This is a genomic window from Phaeobacter sp. SYSU ZJ3003 (genome assembly GCF_041300735.1).
Lineage (GTDB): Bacteria > Pseudomonadota > Alphaproteobacteria > Rhodobacterales > Rhodobacteraceae > Phycobacter > Phycobacter gallaeciensis_A.
In genome coordinates this window covers 96916-112320 of record NZ_PXNU01000019.1, presented here as the reverse complement: position 1 = coordinate 112320, position 15405 = coordinate 96916, and the positions used below count along the sequence as shown (strand labels likewise).

The following is a 15405-nucleotide window of genomic DNA, read 5'->3' as shown; positions in this document are numbered from 1 at the left end:
CTCCCTTAAGATTTTAACGCCTAGCAGCTCCTCACTTCCGCTCGGCGTCGGCACGGTTTTCGTGCAAAATCAGTATGAGGGCAGCTTGTAAAATCGCGCAATAAATCCCTTGTAAAGCAGACTTATTCTGTAAATAAATGAACAGTATTCCACGGCATTCTGTAAAGAAACTTATGCCGCGCCGCGGAAAGCCCTTGAAATAGCGGCCTTTTGGGAAAGACCTGTAAAATGGCACGTGACACTCTGACCGGCAGCAGAATCCGCGAACGGCGGCTCATCCTCGGGATGCGTCAGGCGGAACTTGCCCGCGCGGCCGGTATTTCGGCCTCATATCTCAATCTGATCGAACACAACAGGCGCAGAATCGGCGGCAAACTGCTGGTCGGGATCGCGCAGGTTCTGGGGGTTGAACCTTCGATGTTGAGCGAGGGCGCCGAAGCGGCGCTGATCGCCAGCCTGCGCGAAGCAGCAGCAGACAGCGGCGTGCCCGTGGCTGAGCTGGACCGGGCGGATGAGTTCGCGGGCCGGTTCCCCGGCTGGGCCGAGGTGCTGGCCACCAGTCACCGCCGTATTGCCACGCTGGAGCGGACGGTGCAGACCCTGTCGGACCGGCTGACACACGATCCGCATCTGGCCGCTTCGCTGCACGAGGTCCTGTCGACCGCTGCGGCGATCCGCTCGACCGCGTCGATCCTGGCCGAAACCAATGAGCTGGAGCCGGAGTGGAGCGACCGGTTCCACAAGAACCTGAACGAGGATTCCCTGCGGCTGGCCGAAAGTAGCCGCGCCTTGGTGAGTTTTCTTGACGAAAGCAATACGGGCGCAGACCGGCGCGGAGTGCCGCATGAAGAGGCCGAGGCTTTCTTCCTCGCCCAAGGCTATCATTTCCCGGATTTGGAAACCGGCAGCGGCAGCCCGGAGGAATTGGTTTCTGGCGCGCCGGAACTGGTCAGCGATGCAGCAAGGCTGATCGCCCGCGGCGCACTGGAGCAATATCAGCGCGATGCCGCAGCGCTGCCGCTGGAGCCATTGCGGGTGGCACTGGACAAGGGGGGTATTCGCCCTGGGGCGCTGGCGGAACAGTTCGGCTGTGACCTGCCCACGGTGCTGCGCCGTATCGGTCTTCTGCCTTTTGAAGTGCTGGGGCAGGAGGCCGGGCTGGTGATCTGCGATGCCTCGGGCTCGATCTTGGTGCGCAAACCGGTGACCGGATTTGCACTGCCGCGTTTTGGCGCCTCATGCCCGCTCTGGCCGATTTATACCGCGTTGGCGCGCCCGCACGTGCCGGTACGCCGCAACGTGGTGCAGCAGGGGCGCTCGGCGCTGGCGTTTAAATGTTTGGCGGTGGCATGGGATCATGTGACACCGGATTTCGACAGCGATCCGCTCTATCACGCGGTGATGCTGATCCTGCCGCAAAGCGAAGTGCCGGAAGGCGCGCAACCTGTGGGCGCCAGCTGCCGGATCTGCCCGCGCCGGGGATGTCCGGCCCGCCGCGAGCCGTCGATCCTGAAGGAAGAGTTTTGACAGCTGCGGGGCTGCGCGGCTACTCTAACGTGAAACGGGCATGTGCGCCGGGACCGTTATGGGTCCGGGGAGCGGCGCTGGGAGGACCTTCTGCCAATGAGCAGACACGTAATTCTGATCGAGGATGAGCCGAATATCACTGAGGCGATCCGCTTTCTTCTGACGCGCGATGGCTGGCAGGTTGATGCCTACGCCGATGGGACCGGCGCTGTCGAGGTGATACGCGAGGCCCAGCCGGATCTGGTGATTCTGGACCTGATGCTACCGGGCAAAAGCGGGCTTGAGATCATCCGTGAGCTGCGTGAGGTCGACGGGTTTGCCTCCTTACCGGTTCTGATGCTGACCGCCCGCGGCCAGATGAAGGACCGGGAAATGGCCGAACGCGCTGGCGTGACCCGGTTCATGACCAAGCCCTTTTCCAACTCCGAGGTTCTGACAGCCGTGCGGGACCTGCACGCTCAGGCCAGCCAGGGATGACCCCGAGCGGTCGGATTTGGCACTCAACAGGAGGCAGCCTTGGCTGCCGCCCTGACCGGGGACGCTCATGATCCGGGGCGACGGGGCCGGGCGGCAGGATGAGATCTCTGCTCCCTTTGTCGAGCGGCGCACCTATCGCCGTCGCCGCCTGATGGATATTGCCCGGCTGTTGCCCATCCTGGGCGCCTTGCTGTTCCTGATGCCTTTGATGTGGCCCGACCCCGATCCCTATCCTGCGCCGGGCAGCCATGGGGGCATGGCGATGTCCTCGGCCATCATCTATATCTTTGTGGTCTGGGCGATCCTGATCGCGGTCAGCCTTGCCTTTGGAGAAGCGGTGCGCCGCTGGGCCGAACACTGGACCGCAGGCGGGCATTCCGAAGCTGAGCCCTATCAGGCACAGGACGCGGCGGTTGGTTCTGGGACAGAGCAGGGCAGCGCAGAGGCTCCGCGCGATTGATGGCCTCTCTCAATGTTCTGGTCCTGGTCTGTTTTACCTATGTTGCGCTGCTATTTCTTGTGGCCTTTCTTGCGGACCGGATGGCCAGTCGGGGGCGCAGTGCCGCCTGGATGCGCTCGCCGCTGACCTATACGCTGTCACTGTCGATCTATTGCACCGCCTGGACCTTTTATGGCGCGGTGGGATACGCAGCGCGCTCGGGGCTGGAATTCATCACCATCTATCTGGGGCCGACGCTGGTCATGCTGGGCTGGTGGTGGGGGTTGCGCAAACTGGTGCGGGTCGGGCGCAGTCAGCGCGTCACCTCCATCGCCGACCTTCTATCGGCGCGCTATGGCAAGTCCAACACGCTGGCCATCGGCGTGACCATCTTGGCCGTGATCGGGGTGACGCCATATATTTCACTGCAATTGCAGTCCATTACCCTGTCTTTTTCAATCTTCGCCGAGGCTGATCCCCTGCGCGGATATAACGAGACCAAGACGGTATTCTGGGTCTCGGCGGGCCTTGCCGTCTTTGCCATCCTGTTCGGCACCCGTAACCTCAATGCCAACGAGCGCCACCACGGGGTGGTGACGGCGATTGCGCTGGAGGCGGTGGTCAAGCTGGTCGCCCTGCTGGCAGTGGGGATCTTCGTGGTCTGGGGCATCGCTGGCGGGCTGCCAGAAACGTTTGCGCGGATTGATGCCTCGCGTATTGGCCAGTGGCAGGTGGACGGGGGCCGCTGGGCCACCATTACCTTCCTTGCCGCTGCCGCCTTTGTCTGCCTGCCGCGCATGTTTCAGGTCATGGTCGTCGAAAACGAGGACGAGCGTCATCTGCGCATAGCGGCCTGGGCATTTCCGACCTACCTGCTGCTCATGTCGATGTTCGTGGTGCCCATCGCCGCCATCGGGCTTGAGCTGCTGCCGACGGGGGCGAACCCGGATCTTTTCGTTCTGACGCTGCCGCTGCATCAGGGGCAGCAGAACCTTGCGATGCTGTCTTTCCTTGGCGGCTTTTCCTCGGCAACCTCAATGGTGATCGTAGCGGCTATGGCCCTGTCGACCATGGTGTCGAACCATATCGTGATGCCGATCTGGCTGCGGCTGCAGGGCGCGGCGGGGGCCTCGGTCTCCGGGGATGTGCGTGATGTGGTGCTGTTTACCCGCCGTGTGACCATCGCGGTGATCATGGCGCTGGGGTACTTCTATTACACGCTGTCCGGCGGCGGCGCGGCTTTGGCAGCGATCGGCCTGATTTCCTTTGCCGGGGTGGCGCAGATGCTGCCGGCGCTGGTGGGCGGCTTGTTCTGGCGCGGTGCTACCCGCAGCGGCGCCCTGGCAGGGCTGACCGTCGGCTTTGGCATCTGGGCCTATACCATGCTGCTGCCGACCCTCGGCGGAGGGGTTCTGCCCGATGCAGTGCTGGCCGAAGGTCTGTTCGGCCTGTCCTGGCTGCGCCCGCACGCCCTTTTCGGGATCGAGGCGCTGGACCCCACGGTGCATGCCGTCCTTTGGTCCATTGGGCTCAATGCCGTGGTGTTCTGCATCGTGTCGCTGGCCAGTTTCCCAAGCCCGATGGAGCGGCTGCAGGGCGCGCAATTCGTCAATGTTTTCGATCACTCATCCGGCCCGCGCGGCTGGACCGGCTCGGTGGCGCAGAGCGAAGACCTGATGGTGATGTCGCAAAGGATCCTGGGCGCCACCGAGGCACAGGCATTCTTCCAGCGCGAACTGGCCCGGCAGGGCGGTCGGGGTAGCCTTCCAGAGCCGACGCCGGTGTTCCTTGAGCGGCTGGAACGCGAGCTGAGCGCGTCGATCGGGGCGGCCGCAGCGCATGCGATGATCGGTCAGATCGTTGGTGGCTCTTCCGTTTCGGTTGAGGATCTTTTGGCGGTGGCGGATGAGACAGCGCAGATGCTGGAATATTCGAACCGTTTGGAAATGCAGTCTGCCGAATTGTCCAGGACGGCGCGCAAGCTGCGGGAAACCAACGAAAAACTGACGCAGATTTCGCGCCAGAAGGATGCTTTCCTCAGCCAGGTCAGCCACGAATTGCGCACGCCGATGACCTCGATCCGAGCCTTTTCCGAAATCCTGCGGGACGATGATACCCTGGCGCAGGAGGGAAAGGCCCGATATGCGACCATCATCCATGACGAGGCGTTGCGGCTAACGCGCCTGCTGAACGACCTGCTGGATCTTAGCGTGCTGGAAAGCGGCCAGGTCAGCCTCAACATGACCCGTGGCACGCTGAAGGAGGTGCTGGACCATGCGGTTTCCACAGCTGTAGCGGGATTTGATACCCCAATGCGGGTGCTGCGGGATCCTGCAAGTGAAGATATTAAGATTTCATCGGATCTGGACCGGCTGGCGCAGGTCTTTATCAACCTGATCGCCAATGCCCAGAAATACTGCGACGCGGAACATCCGGAGCTGAGCATCCACGTGTCCCGCGAGGGCTCGCAGGTGCTGATCGATTTCATCGACAACGGCAGCGGCATTCCGCCCGAGTTCCAGCAGATGATTTTCGAGAAGTTTTCGAGGGTTAGCCCGGAGCGGGCTGGCGGAGCGGGGCTCGGGCTGGCGATCTGCCGCGAGATTGTGCAGCGGCTGGATGGCGATATTTCCTATCTTGCAGGCGCCTCTGGCGGCGCCTTCCGGGTAACCCTTTCCGGTATCCGTGAAAAAGCCGCATAAAGCCCAGAAATAAAGATCTTGGTAACCCTCCGTAGTCTAAAACAGAGACAACAGGCGCTAAGGGTTCAGGTTCACGACGTATGTCTGACACGACGACACAGGATTCGACAGGAAGCAAGCCAGGGGTTCTTGCCCGCAAGCTGGCGGCAACCAAAGAGGGGTCGGGAGCATTCAGCAGTTCGCTGACGCTCAAGGCGCTGCGGCGGTCGCTTGCGCGGGCAGCAGCCGAGCTGTGCGAACTGCCGCTTGCGGTTCTGGCCGCACGCCAGGTGAACCGTGCGTCGGATGAACTGCCCGAGATGCTGTCTGACAAGCATCTGTTGGTTGTTCTGGATGGCCCTGATGGCCGTCTTGGCGCTGCGACAATGGACGCCGCCCTCGTGACTGCTCTGATCCAGAAGCAGACCATTGGTCAGGTCATGGGGAAAACCCCTACAGAGCGGCATTACACACCGACCGATGCTGCGATGACAGCCGATTTCCTCGAAAGCGCCTTGAAAAAGGTGGTCGTGATGTTGGAAGGCCAATCCGACCAGGCCATCTTCTCTGGCTATCAGTTTGGCGCCCAAGTCGAGGACCTGCGCAGTCTGGCCCTGGGGCTGGAAGCCGACGATTATCGCGTTCTGACCCTGACTGTTGATCTGGCCATCGGCGCCATGCAGGGCGAATTGAACCTGATCCTGCCCGAACCCACGCCCGAGGAACTGGGCAAGGGGGGCGGCTCCGGTCCGTCGCTTGGGCGCAACCTTGGGGCCATGCGGGCCGAATTGTCCGCCGTTCTTTGCAAGATGCGGGTGCCGCTCAACGAATTTTCCGGACTTAAGACCGGCGATCTGCTGCCGCTGGATCAGGCATTCCTTTATGAAACGGATCTTCAGGCGGTGAGCGGTCAGTCGATCGCTCAAGGGCGCCTTGGGCAGTTGAATGGAGCGCGCGCGGTGCGCCTCAATCAGCCGCGCACCAAGCTGGTGAATGACATGGAAGCGGATCAAGCCGGGTTTGCAGATGGTGTCGGGGCTGACGCTATGCCTGCCGCCGCTGACGAAATGCCCACGCTTGATCTTGGCATTGCAGCCGAGGATCTGCAGGACCCCTTGGACAGCGGCATGGGCGGCGGTGGTCTCGGTTCCGGTCTGGGTGGTGATTTCGATACCGGCGGTCTGGGTGATATGACCAACCTTGGTGGTGACCTCGGCTCCGATATGGGGGGAGATCTGGGTGCGGACCTGGAGAACGATTTTGCGGCGGCCCTTGGAGGAGGGGATCTTGGCGGCAACTTCGGCGGGGATCTGGGAGGTGGCCTGGGCGGCGATTTGCCCGCGTTGCCGGACACCGGGATGGATGAGTTCAACCCGGATGATGCTGCGGCGGAAATATCCAAACTGGCTGGACTTGGCTCTGGCTGACAAGGCGATCACGGCAAGCGCAGCTGAATTGCGGCCTCCCGATCCGTTCGCAACAGGATGAGCGAAACACGAGCCCGGCATATTTAGATGCCGGGTTTTGCTATTTGGGGGCACTCCTGGCCACTCCTCGTAAATGCCAGAGGGGGGCATGATCCGCAGTTCGCCCCTCGATGTCAGAGCAATGAAAAAGACCCCAGCCGTAGGGCTGAGGTCTTTGAGTGTTGTGAGTGATGGTCTTAAAAGTTGGGGGTGGGAAATAACTCTTTGATCTGTCTCGCTTCGGCTCAGGACTTGCCCGCAGCCTCAAGCGCAGGACGCAAACCATCCAGCGCGTAGCCCGCTGCTGCGGTTTTGCCGAGGATCTCATCCGCCGACATCTCCTGCGCCTGACCCAGCGCCCAGACTACCGAAGAGCGGGTGCCCGATGCGCAATAGGCCAGCACCTGACCTTCGGCGCCTTCGAAAAGCTCACGCTGGCGCGCGACGTTTTCCGGCGTCATGGTCTGATGCGTCAGCGGCAATTCTTCAAAGCGCAGCCCGGCAGCCTCGGCCGCAGCGCGGATTGCAGCGGCCTGATGGCTCGGCTGAACCTCGGAATCGGGGCGATTGCAGATCACCAGTGTGAAACCGGCTTCGGCGATTGCGGGAATGTCTTCGACCGAAATTTGCGGCGAGACGGCGTAGCGGGGCGTTATGTCACGAGCTTGCATGGGCAATCCTTTACGCCTTTGCGGCCATCCGGTCCAGTTGCACGCCGATCGGCGCCGAAGCCAGCATACCGGCCGACATGGCAGCAAGGAAAATCAGCCCACCCCAGCCGTTATAGGTCAAAGACGCGAGTGCCGGCCCCGGGCACAGGCCGGCCAGGCCCCAGCCCATGCCGAACAGGACCGAGCCGGTGATCAGCCGGTGATCCAGTTCCGGACGCGGAAGGGTCGGGAAATCGCCGCCCACCAGCGGTTTGCGGCCATGGGTCAGACGCCAGGCAAAGAACATCGGAATAACGGCGCCGCCCATCACGAAGGCCAGTGTTGGGTCCCAGTTGCCAAAGACATCAAGCCAGCCCTGGACCTTGGTGGTGTCGGTCATGCCGGAAATGAAAAGTCCGCCGCCAAACAGGCTGCCTGCGATAAGAGAAAGAAGAATACGCATCAGATCAGCCCCAGAACGTGACGGAAAATGGCCAGGGTCAGACCACCGGCCAGAATGTAGAAAACGGTGGCAACGATGCCGCGCAGGGACAGGCGGGAAATTCCGCAGACCCCGTGGCCCGAGGTGCAGCCGTTTGCGATACGGGTTCCGACGCCAACCAGAAGGCCGGCCGCGATAATCACACCGACATTGGTGGTCATGTGGGTGTCGATCTCAACGTTATAGATCGGCCAGAGGATCAGCGGGGTGACGATCACGCCGACCAGAAAGGCCAGCCGTTCCCACAGGGTGTTCCAGCCGCTGCCATCGATGAGCCCGCCGAAAATACCGCTGGCGCCCATGATCCGGCCATTGCCCAAAAGGTAGACGGCACCGCCGAGGCCGATAATACCGCCTCCGACGAGGCCCCAGATCCAGTCTGTTTCCATTGTTCGCGTTTCCTTGGTCTTTGCGCTGCGGATATTCGTGCTGACAGCGCGTGTTTTGAAGCTGCAGCGCCGGGCCAACAGGGGCACGGCGCTGCAACCGGGGTTCTGGTGTTAGATCTTGTTGACCGGGATTTTCAGGAAGACATCGCCCTGATCGTCCGGCTCGGGCATCTGGCCTGCGCGCATATTGACCTGCAGCGAAGGCAGGATCAGCCGGGGCATGCCCAGCGTCGCGTCGCGGGCATCGCGCATCGACACGAAGTCTTCGATGCTTTTGCCCTGACCAATGTGAATGTTCAGCGCTTTCTGCTCTCCGACCGTGGTTTCCCAGGCGTATTCGTCCCGGCCCGGCGCCTTGTAGTCGTGGCCGACGAAAATGCGGGTTTCATCGGGCAGGGCCAGAATCTTCTGGATCGAGTTGAACAGCGTTTCGGAAGAGCCGCCGGGGAAGTCGCAGCGTGCGGTGCCGAAATCGGGCATGAACAGCGTATCGCCGACAAAGGCGGCATCGCCGATGACATAGGTCAGGCAGGCCGGTGTGTGACCGGGGGTGTGCAGCACTTCGCCGCGCAGCTGGCCGATCATGAAGGTATCACCTTCCTTGAACAGCTGATCGAACTGGCTGCCGTCGCGCTGGAATTCGGTGCCTTCGTTGAAGACCTTGCCGAAGGTATCTTGGACGATGGTGATGTTCTCGCCGATACCGATCTTTCCGCCCAGGCGCTCTTGCAGATAGGGCGCGGCCGACAGGTGGTCGGCGTGCACGTGGCTTTCCAGGATCCACTCGGTTTTCAAACCTTCCGCAGTGATCCAGTCGATGATTTCATCCGCCGAGCTGGTGTCGGTCCGGCCTGCCGCATGATCGAAATCCAGAACCGAATCGATAATGGCACAGGCGCTGCCGTTGGGATCGCGGACAACATAGGAAACAGTATTGGTCGCTTCGTCGAAGAAGGCTTTGACGATAGGATTCATGATGGGGCTCTCCCTTGCGTTTCACTATACATATGTTGAAATCAGAATGTGTTTCAACCCTTCGCGTGTGGTTAACTTAGCTGTCCCGGTGGCAGGGCGGTGTTGATCTGGCTCAATCGCGTCCCGAACCGGGTCCTGCAGGGGCGCAAAACATCTATCCGGGACTGCTGTTTTTGCCGGTATTTTGGCCGGTATTTTGCCTGTCTGCTGTGCAATTTGCCCGATATTGCGCCAACCTCCGCCGATGATGACTCAAATCAAGGAGTTTTGCTGTATTTCTGTTTCAAACCCCTGCCAGAATGTTCCGCACGACAGGGAGGATGAAACATGACAGACGCAGTTTTGCTGCAGAATGCGCAGCATCTTGAAAAACAGATTCGCACCGCATCGGGGCCGGCACGTGAACGGCTGGTGGATGAATTCTTCAGCGCGCTGACCCGGCTGCGCGCTTCGGGCTCGGCCATTCCGGGCACCCTGCGCCGGGTCAAGGCCAAGCTGGAAGAAGAAGCGGTGGAAGATCAGTTCGACAATATGCCGGTCTGAACTGCCACCACGCGGAGCGGTCATTTCAAAACTTGTAAGCAACGAAAAAGCGGATCCTTGGTAGGGTCCGCTTCAGGCGTTTTGCAGGTTCTATTGCAGGGGGCCTTGGAGTGCGCGCAGGGCAGGGGTCAGGACAGGAAAATTCCGACCATGACCAGCATCAGCCCGATCACCGACAGCAGCAAAGCGCCAAGGTTCAGCGGTAGCACGGATTGCACCACGGCGCGCAGCGCCTCGTCGTCCAGTTTCTGTCGCCGCGCCTTTGCGACGCGCAGGATGCACCAGACCAGCCCCAAGAGACCGCCCACGGACAGGGCCGCGCCCACCCAGACAAGGATTTCAAACATGCCAGTCTCCTGCGGTTTGCATGCTGCTGCGGGTAGCGGATTGGCCTTGTGGATGCAAGATGCTTGCAGGCTGAGACAGGTATCAGGGGCCCGCGCAGCGCGCAAAACATCGCCCGAAGGCACAATGGCGGGCTTTCCCGGCTTGCGGTGATCAGGCCGGACCGCTATCCCCTTTTCTCGACCGCAATGACATGCCTTGCTGACGGAGCCGCACATGGATCTGACCGAAGACGAAAAGAGTGAAAACTACCGGGTGACCGCCGGGGAACTGCGCCAGTTCATCGAACGTTTCGAACGTCTGGACGCAGAAAAGAAGGACATCGCCGAACAGCAGAAAGAGGTGATGGCCGAAGCCAAGGCGCGCGGCTATGACACCAAGGTCATGCGCAAAGTTATCGCCCTGCGCAAGCGGGACAAGGACGACATCGCCGAAGAAGAGGCGGTGCTGGACATGTATAAAGAAGCGCTTGGCATGTGACTTCCAGCCGCTTTGCAGATTGAATTCTACCGCGCATCTCCTTTCGGTGCGCGGTTTTTCTTTGGTCCCTGGTATCAGCGCCGCAGGGCGCTGCACGGAAGCCGCCCGCAATGCAAATCGCTTCAGGTATGAAATTTTAAGCTTGAAATACTTTGCGCGCTGGCGGATATTGCCAGCAGCACTGCAAACAGAACCGAATTGAGGAGACAGGCAATGCCCGCAATCAATGTGCACCCCGAAGGCTGGAAGCCGGCCAAGGGCTATGCCAATGGCATGGTCGCCGAGGGCAAACTGCTGTTCGTCGGCGGGCAGATCGGCTGGACCGCAGATCAGGTCTTTGAGGCCAAAGACTTTATAGGTCAGATGAGCCAGGCGCTGCGCAATATCCTCGATGTGGTCGAGACCGCGGGTGGCGCGGCCAGCGATATCACCCGGCTGACATGGTATGTCACCGACAAGGCGGAATATATGGCGCATCAGGCCGAAGTGGGCAAAGCCTACCGTGACGTGATGGGCTATCACTTCCCAGCCATGACGATGGTTGTGGTCTCGGCGCTGGTCGAGGATGAAGCCAAGGTCGAGATCGAAGCCACTGCGGTTCTTTCGAACTGATCTCTCTGCCGGGCCAGATGCCTTTGGTTTTGGCCCGCCGACACACAATTTGGTGAATTCGGTTGGAAATTCCCCTGGGATGTCCCAGATCTGTCCCCGACAGATGAGGGGAGTCACAGATGCGGATCAATGCCGATTTTTCACAGCGTGTCGCGGTTCACTTTGACGATATTCCCTGGGTACAAAGCCCGGCTGCCGGGGTCGAGCGGAAGATGCTTGACCGGATCGGCGAGGAAGTCGCCCGCGCCACGACCATCGTGCGCTTTGCGCCGGGCTCGTCCTTTTCCGCGCATACCCATGACGGCGGCGAGGAATACCTCGTGCTGGACGGCGTATTTCAGGACGAAACGGGGGACTTCCCGGTTGGTTCCTACGTGCGCAACCCGCCCACGTCCCGCCACGCGCCAGCAGCCGCAGATGGCGCGATGATCCTGGTGAAACTGCACCAGTTCGATCCCGAAGACCGCCAGACTGTTCATATCGACACTGCTGAGGCCCAGGATCCGCATCTGCCGCTTTACTCCGATCCGCACGAGGATGTGTGTCTGGTGAACTGGGCCCCGGGGCTGGAAGTCTCCTTCACGGCCGAGGGCGGCGCCGAGCTGTTTGTGCTGGAGGGAGGCTATCAGGATGGGGATGAAACCTTTGGCCGCTGGGACTGGCTGCGCCTGCCGCCGGGCGGGCAACTGGATGCCAAAGCGGGTCCAGATGGAGCGCGTGTCTGGATCAAATCGGGACATCTGACCGAGATGGTGAAAAACTAAGCAAGCGTCTTTCATAATATAAATCAATAGCATGTCGGCCATTCCTCAGAATTGGCCGATATTTTTTGGCTCGTCAAAAATTTTACCAGTTGATAAAAAAACAAACTGTGGCACTCTGACTTGCAGAAAAATAACAGTCAGGGAGACACCCAATGGCGAGTAGCCATCAGGCATCCGGGATCCAGGCTGGACGTTTGTCCGCCCCAGAGATCGCCGAGAATTTCGGGGATCTGCATGCCCCCTATGATCACCACGAAGCCGCCGTTGCCGCGGATCGTTGCTATTTCTGCTATGACGCGCCCTGCATGACGGCCTGTCCGACCTCGATCGATATTCCGCAGTTTATTCGCGAAATTCAGGCTGGGCATCCGACGTCAGCGGCCAAGACCATTCTGGATCAGAACATCCTTGGCGGCATGTGCGCCCGCGTTTGCCCGACCGAGACCCTGTGCGAAGAGGTCTGCGTGCGCGAAACTGCCGAAGGTAAGCCGGTCGAGATCGGCCGCCTGCAGCGCTATGCCACCGATACGCTGATGGCCAAGGGGGAGCATCCCTTCACCCGCGCCGAGGCGACGGGCAAGCGCGTTGCGGTTGTCGGCGCTGGTCCTGCGGGCCTGTCGGCCGCGCACCGTCTGGCGATGCTCGGTCACGACGTCACCGTCTATGACAGCAAGGACAAGGCCGGCGGTCTGAACGAATTCGGTATTGCCGCCTACAAGTCCACCAATGATTTTGCGGCGCGTGAAGTTGACTGGCTGCTGCAGATCGGCGGTATTTCAATGGAATACGGCAAGAAGCTCGGGTCCGAACTGTCGCTTGAGGCGCTGAAGGGCGACTTTGACGCGATGTTCCTGTCTATCGGTCTGGGCGGCGTCAACGCGCTGCGCAGCGAAGGCGAAGACAAGGACGGCGTGCGCGATGCAGTGGATTTCATCGCCGATCTGCGTCAGGCTGACGATCTGACCACGCTGCCCGTGGGGCGTAATGTCGTGGTCATTGGTGGCGGCATGACGGCGGTCGATGCCGCTGTGCAGTCGAAACTTTTGGGCGCCGAAAACGTCACCATCGCCTATCGCCGTGGCCGCGATGCCATGGGCGCAAGCCGGTTCGAACAGGATCTGGCGGCCTCCAAGGGCGTCAAGCTGATGTTCAACGTGATGCCAAAGGCGATCCATGGCAATGGTGCCGCTGCCGAGATTGAGCTGGAATACACAGAGGTCAAGGATGGCCGCGTAACCGGCACTGGCGAGACCCTGCGCCTGGCAGCGGATCAGATCTACAAGGCGATCGGTCAGACCCTTGAGGGACAGCCCGACGGGCTGGAAATCGACGGTGGCAAGATCAAGGTCACGGAAACCGGGCGGACCTCGGTTGCAGGTGTCTGGGCCGGGGGCGACTGTGCCTCGGGTGGCGAAGACCTGACCGTGACCGCCGTGGCCGAGGGCCGCGACGCCGCAATGGACATTCATTCCAGCCTGATGGGCTAAGCCAGCCGGCTGTCCCTGAAACAGGGACGGCAGGCGAGCACGAAAAGGAACAGATAAATGGCTGATCTGACAACTGAATTTCTGGGGATTAAATCTCCGAACCCGTTCTGGCTGGCCTCGGCGCCGCCGACCGACAAGGAATACAACGTCCGCCGCGCCTTTGAGGCTGGCTGGGGCGGTGTGGTCTGGAAGACCCTCGGCTCCGAAGGCCCGCCAGTGGTCAACGTCAACGGGCCGCGTTATGGCGCGATCTGGGGCGCGGACCGGCGTCTGCTGGGTCTCAACAACATTGAGCTGATCACCGACCGCAGCCTTGAGACCAACCTTGAGGAAATCACCCGCGTCAAGAAGGACTATCCGGACCGCGCGGTGATCGTCTCCATCATGGTGCCTTGCGAGGAAGAAGCCTGGAAGGCGATCCTGCCCAAGGTCGAAGCCACCGGCGCGGACGGGATCGAACTGAACTTTGGCTGCCCTCACGGTATGGCCGAACGTGGCATGGGCTCTGCCGTGGGGCAGGTGCCGGAATACATCCAGATGGTCACGGAATGGTGCAAGAAATACTATTCCAAGCCGGTGATCGTGAAGCTGACGCCGAACATCACCGATGTGCGCTTCCCGGCCCGCGCGGCCAAGGCAGGCGGCGGCGATGCGGTGAGTCTGATCAACACCATCAACTCCATCGTCTCGGTTGACCTCGACAACATGGCGCCCGAGCCGACCATCGGCGGCAAGGGCACCCACGGTGGCTATTGCGGCCCGGCGGTAAAGCCGATTGCCATGAACATGGTTGCGGAAATCGCCCGCGACCCGCAGACACATGGCCTGCCGATCTCGGCCATCGGCGGCGTCACCACCTGGAAAGATGCGGCTGAATTCATGGCGCTTGGCGCGGGCAACGTTCAGGTCTGCACCGCGGCGATGACCTATGGCTTCAACGTGGTGAAAGAGATGATCTCGGGCCTGTCCACCTGGATGGACGAAAAGGGCTACACCTCGACCCAGGACTTCATCGGCATGGCGGTTCCGAACGTGACCGACTGGCAGTATCTGGATCTGAACTATGTCGCCAAGGCGAAGATCAGCCAGGATGACTGCATCAAATGCGGTCGCTGCTTTGCCGCCTGCGAAGACACCTCGCACCAGGCCATCGAGATGAGCGAAGACCGCACATTCACGGTGAAAGATGACGAATGCGTCGCCTGTAACTTGTGTGTCAACGTCTGCCCGGTCGAAGGCTGCATCACCATGGAAGAGGTGCCCGCCGGTCAGGTCGATCTGCGCACCGGCAAGGTGGTGTCGGATCAATACGCCAACTGGACGACGCATCCGAACAACCCCTCGGCCACGGCTGCTGAGTGAGCTTTCGCCCTTAACAATCTGATAACAAATAAAGAGGGGCGCCCGGTGCGGGCGCCCCTTTTGCTGTTTCGGGTGGTGCGACGTGGTTTAACCCGTTGGCGTCAGCATGCGTCGATAGAAGGTGTCCAGAAACGCAGGTGCTGCCTCGAACGGATCTTCTTCTCCCATCAGGGTGCGGACCTGAACGTCGAAATCCGCATAGTGCTGGGTCAGCGACCAGATCGAAAAAATCAAATGTTTGGGGTGGCTGGGCTGCAGTTTTCCCGCGTCCATCCAGCCTTGGATCACGGCGGCTTTTTCCTCGACCAACTGTTTCAGATCGGTCGAGAGCGCCTCCAGCATCCGCGGCGCGCCTTGCACGATTTCGTTGGCAAACAGGCGGCTTTCGCGGGGGAAGTCCTGGCTCATCTGCAATTTGCGCTGCACATAGGCCAGCATTTCCTCCAGCGGCTCACCCTCGGGATCCAGTTCCCGCAAGGGGTCCAGCCAGGTATCCAGAAGTTCCGAGAGCAGCGCGGTGAAAATCGCCTCTTTCGACGGGAAATAGTACAGCAGATTTGGCTTCGACAGCCCGGCCTCACCCGCGATCTGATCCACGGTGGCGCCACGGAAACCATGGGTGGAAAACACCTCAAGCGCGGCGTCGAGGATGGCGGCGCGATTCTTTTTCTGAATGCGGGTTGGGGATCTGTCCTTGGGCATTGGC

Annotated in this window: 17 protein-coding genes; 11 read left to right on the top strand and 6 right to left on the bottom strand. The window is 60.7% G+C overall.

The window, feature by feature from the left end:
- Positions 1–228 precede the first annotated feature (228 nt).
- The 5 genes from C6W91_RS08700 (at position 229) to C6W91_RS08680 (ending at position 6551) form a co-directional block, all read left to right on the top strand.
- Positions 229–1527 (top strand): helix-turn-helix domain-containing protein, encoded by a 1299-nt coding sequence (locus C6W91_RS08700; protein WP_274837206.1) that lies wholly within the window; start codon positions 229–231, stop codon positions 1525–1527.
- A 96-nt stretch (positions 1528–1623) separates the two neighbouring features.
- Complete coding sequence (locus C6W91_RS08695) at positions 1624–2004, top strand: response regulator transcription factor (RefSeq protein WP_065270541.1); 381 nt, start codon at positions 1624–1626, stop codon at positions 2002–2004.
- A gap of 67 nt (positions 2005–2071) precedes the next feature.
- Positions 2072–2464: a hypothetical protein gene (locus C6W91_RS08690; protein ID WP_274829036.1), complete on the top strand. Its 393-nt coding sequence runs from the start codon at positions 2072–2074 to the stop codon at positions 2462–2464.
- Complete coding sequence (locus C6W91_RS08685) at positions 2464–5145, top strand: sensor histidine kinase (RefSeq protein ID WP_274835930.1); 2682 nt, start codon at positions 2464–2466, stop codon at positions 5143–5145. The genes C6W91_RS08690 and C6W91_RS08685 overlap by 1 nt, the downstream gene beginning before the upstream one ends.
- A gap of 80 nt (positions 5146–5225) precedes the next feature.
- On the top strand, positions 5226–6551 hold the full coding sequence (locus C6W91_RS08680; RefSeq protein ID WP_274835929.1) for a FliM/FliN family flagellar motor C-terminal domain-containing protein: 1326 nt from the start codon (positions 5226–5228) through the stop codon (positions 6549–6551).
- A 284-nt stretch (positions 6552–6835) separates the two neighbouring features.
- Here C6W91_RS08680 and C6W91_RS08675 read toward each other — a convergent pair whose 3' ends face one another.
- The 4 genes from C6W91_RS08675 to C6W91_RS08660 all read right to left on the bottom strand — a co-directional run bounded on the left by C6W91_RS08675 (position 6836) and on the right by C6W91_RS08660 (position 9106).
- The gene (locus C6W91_RS08675; RefSeq protein ID WP_370570764.1) at positions 6836–7261 is read right to left on the bottom strand and encodes a TIGR01244 family sulfur transferase; all 426 of its coding nucleotides are present in this window, start codon (positions 7259–7261) and stop codon (positions 6836–6838) included.
- A gap of 10 nt (positions 7262–7271) precedes the next feature.
- Positions 7272–7703 carry a DUF6691 family protein gene (locus tag C6W91_RS08670; RefSeq protein WP_065270536.1) on the bottom strand — a complete coding sequence of 144 codons (432 nt, stop codon included), beginning with the start codon at positions 7701–7703 and terminating at the stop codon, positions 7272–7274.
- Positions 7703–8131 (bottom strand): YeeE/YedE family protein, encoded by a 429-nt coding sequence (locus C6W91_RS08665; protein WP_065270535.1) that lies wholly within the window; start codon positions 8129–8131, stop codon positions 7703–7705. Before C6W91_RS08665 ends, C6W91_RS08670 begins: the two co-directional genes overlap by 1 nt.
- 111 nt (positions 8132–8242) lie before the next feature.
- Positions 8243–9106, bottom strand: coding sequence for an MBL fold metallo-hydrolase (locus C6W91_RS08660; RefSeq protein ID WP_274833421.1), 864 nt, complete (start codon positions 9104–9106; stop codon positions 8243–8245).
- Between the two features lie 327 nt (positions 9107–9433).
- On the opposite strand from C6W91_RS08660, the gene C6W91_RS08655 reads away from it, so the two are divergent.
- Positions 9434–9649: a hypothetical protein gene (locus C6W91_RS08655; RefSeq protein WP_065270533.1), complete on the top strand. Its 216-nt coding sequence runs from the start codon at positions 9434–9436 to the stop codon at positions 9647–9649.
- A gap of 128 nt (positions 9650–9777) precedes the next feature.
- Here C6W91_RS08655 and C6W91_RS08650 read toward each other — a convergent pair whose 3' ends face one another.
- Complete coding sequence (locus C6W91_RS08650) at positions 9778–9996, bottom strand: hypothetical protein (protein ID WP_065270532.1); 219 nt, start codon at positions 9994–9996, stop codon at positions 9778–9780.
- 214 nt (positions 9997–10210) lie between these two features.
- Here C6W91_RS08650 and C6W91_RS08645 point away from each other — a divergent pair, with 214 nt between their 5' ends.
- From C6W91_RS08645 to preA, 5 genes are all read left to right on the top strand, one after another.
- Complete coding sequence (locus tag C6W91_RS08645) at positions 10211–10474, top strand: DUF2312 domain-containing protein (protein ID WP_065270531.1); 264 nt, start codon at positions 10211–10213, stop codon at positions 10472–10474.
- A gap of 213 nt (positions 10475–10687) precedes the next feature.
- Positions 10688–11086 carry a RidA family protein gene (locus C6W91_RS08640; protein WP_065270530.1) on the top strand — a complete coding sequence of 133 codons (399 nt, stop codon included), beginning with the start codon at positions 10688–10690 and terminating at the stop codon, positions 11084–11086.
- Positions 11087–11205: 119 nt separating this feature from the next.
- Entirely contained in the window at positions 11206–11850 is a 645-nt protein-coding gene (locus tag C6W91_RS08635; protein ID WP_274837203.1) for a cupin domain-containing protein, read from the top strand.
- Positions 11851–12002: 152 nt separating this feature from the next.
- Positions 12003–13337 carry an NAD(P)-dependent oxidoreductase gene (locus C6W91_RS08630; protein ID WP_274837202.1) on the top strand — a complete coding sequence of 445 codons (1335 nt, stop codon included), beginning with the start codon at positions 12003–12005 and terminating at the stop codon, positions 13335–13337.
- Positions 13338–13394: 57 nt separating this feature from the next.
- A complete protein-coding gene (preA, locus tag C6W91_RS08625) occupies positions 13395–14699 on the top strand; it encodes an NAD-dependent dihydropyrimidine dehydrogenase subunit PreA (protein ID WP_274829050.1) in 1305 nt (434 codons plus the stop codon).
- Positions 14700–14786: 87 nt separating this feature from the next.
- Here preA and C6W91_RS08620 read toward each other — a convergent pair whose 3' ends face one another.
- A complete protein-coding gene (locus C6W91_RS08620) occupies positions 14787–15401 on the bottom strand; it encodes a TetR family transcriptional regulator C-terminal domain-containing protein (protein WP_065270526.1) in 615 nt (204 codons plus the stop codon).
- Positions 15402–15405 lie beyond the last annotated feature (4 nt).

Excerpts from the sequence above, each read along its gene's own strand:
- C6W91_RS08695 (WP_065270541.1), top strand. The coding sequence starts at position 1,624 with ATGAGCAGACACGTAATTCTGATCGAGGATGAGCCGAATATCACTGAG.
- C6W91_RS08690 (WP_274829036.1), top strand. The coding sequence starts at position 2,072 with ATGATCCGGGGCGACGGGGCCGGGCGGCAGGATGAGATCTCTGCTCCC.
- C6W91_RS08645 (WP_065270531.1), top strand. The coding sequence starts at position 10,211 with ATGGATCTGACCGAAGACGAAAAGAGTGAAAACTACCGGGTGACCGCC.
- C6W91_RS08620 (WP_065270526.1), bottom strand. The coding sequence starts at position 15,401 with ATGCCCAAGGACAGATCCCCAACCCGCATTCAGAAAAAGAATCGCGCC.
- C6W91_RS08630 (WP_274837202.1), top strand. The coding sequence starts at position 12,003 with ATGGCGAGTAGCCATCAGGCATCCGGGATCCAGGCTGGACGTTTGTCC.
- C6W91_RS08660 (WP_274833421.1), bottom strand. The coding sequence starts at position 9,106 with ATGAATCCTATCGTCAAAGCCTTCTTCGACGAAGCGACCAATACTGTT.
- C6W91_RS08650 (WP_065270532.1), bottom strand. The coding sequence starts at position 9,996 with ATGTTTGAAATCCTTGTCTGGGTGGGCGCGGCCCTGTCCGTGGGCGGT.
- C6W91_RS08685 (WP_274835930.1), top strand. The coding sequence starts at position 2,464 with ATGGCCTCTCTCAATGTTCTGGTCCTGGTCTGTTTTACCTATGTTGCG.
- C6W91_RS08670 (WP_065270536.1), bottom strand. The coding sequence starts at position 7,703 with ATGCGTATTCTTCTTTCTCTTATCGCAGGCAGCCTGTTTGGCGGCGGA.
- C6W91_RS08680 (WP_274835929.1), top strand. The coding sequence starts at position 5,226 with ATGTCTGACACGACGACACAGGATTCGACAGGAAGCAAGCCAGGGGTT.
- preA (WP_274829050.1), top strand. The coding sequence starts at position 13,395 with ATGGCTGATCTGACAACTGAATTTCTGGGGATTAAATCTCCGAACCCG.
- C6W91_RS08655 (WP_065270533.1), top strand. The coding sequence starts at position 9,434 with ATGACAGACGCAGTTTTGCTGCAGAATGCGCAGCATCTTGAAAAACAG.
- C6W91_RS08675 (WP_370570764.1), bottom strand. The coding sequence starts at position 7,261 with ATGCAAGCTCGTGACATAACGCCCCGCTACGCCGTCTCGCCGCAAATT.
- C6W91_RS08665 (WP_065270535.1), bottom strand. The coding sequence starts at position 8,131 with ATGGAAACAGACTGGATCTGGGGCCTCGTCGGAGGCGGTATTATCGGC.
- C6W91_RS08700 (WP_274837206.1), top strand. The coding sequence starts at position 229 with ATGGCACGTGACACTCTGACCGGCAGCAGAATCCGCGAACGGCGGCTC.
- C6W91_RS08635 (WP_274837203.1), top strand. The coding sequence starts at position 11,206 with ATGCGGATCAATGCCGATTTTTCACAGCGTGTCGCGGTTCACTTTGAC.
- C6W91_RS08640 (WP_065270530.1), top strand. The coding sequence starts at position 10,688 with ATGCCCGCAATCAATGTGCACCCCGAAGGCTGGAAGCCGGCCAAGGGC.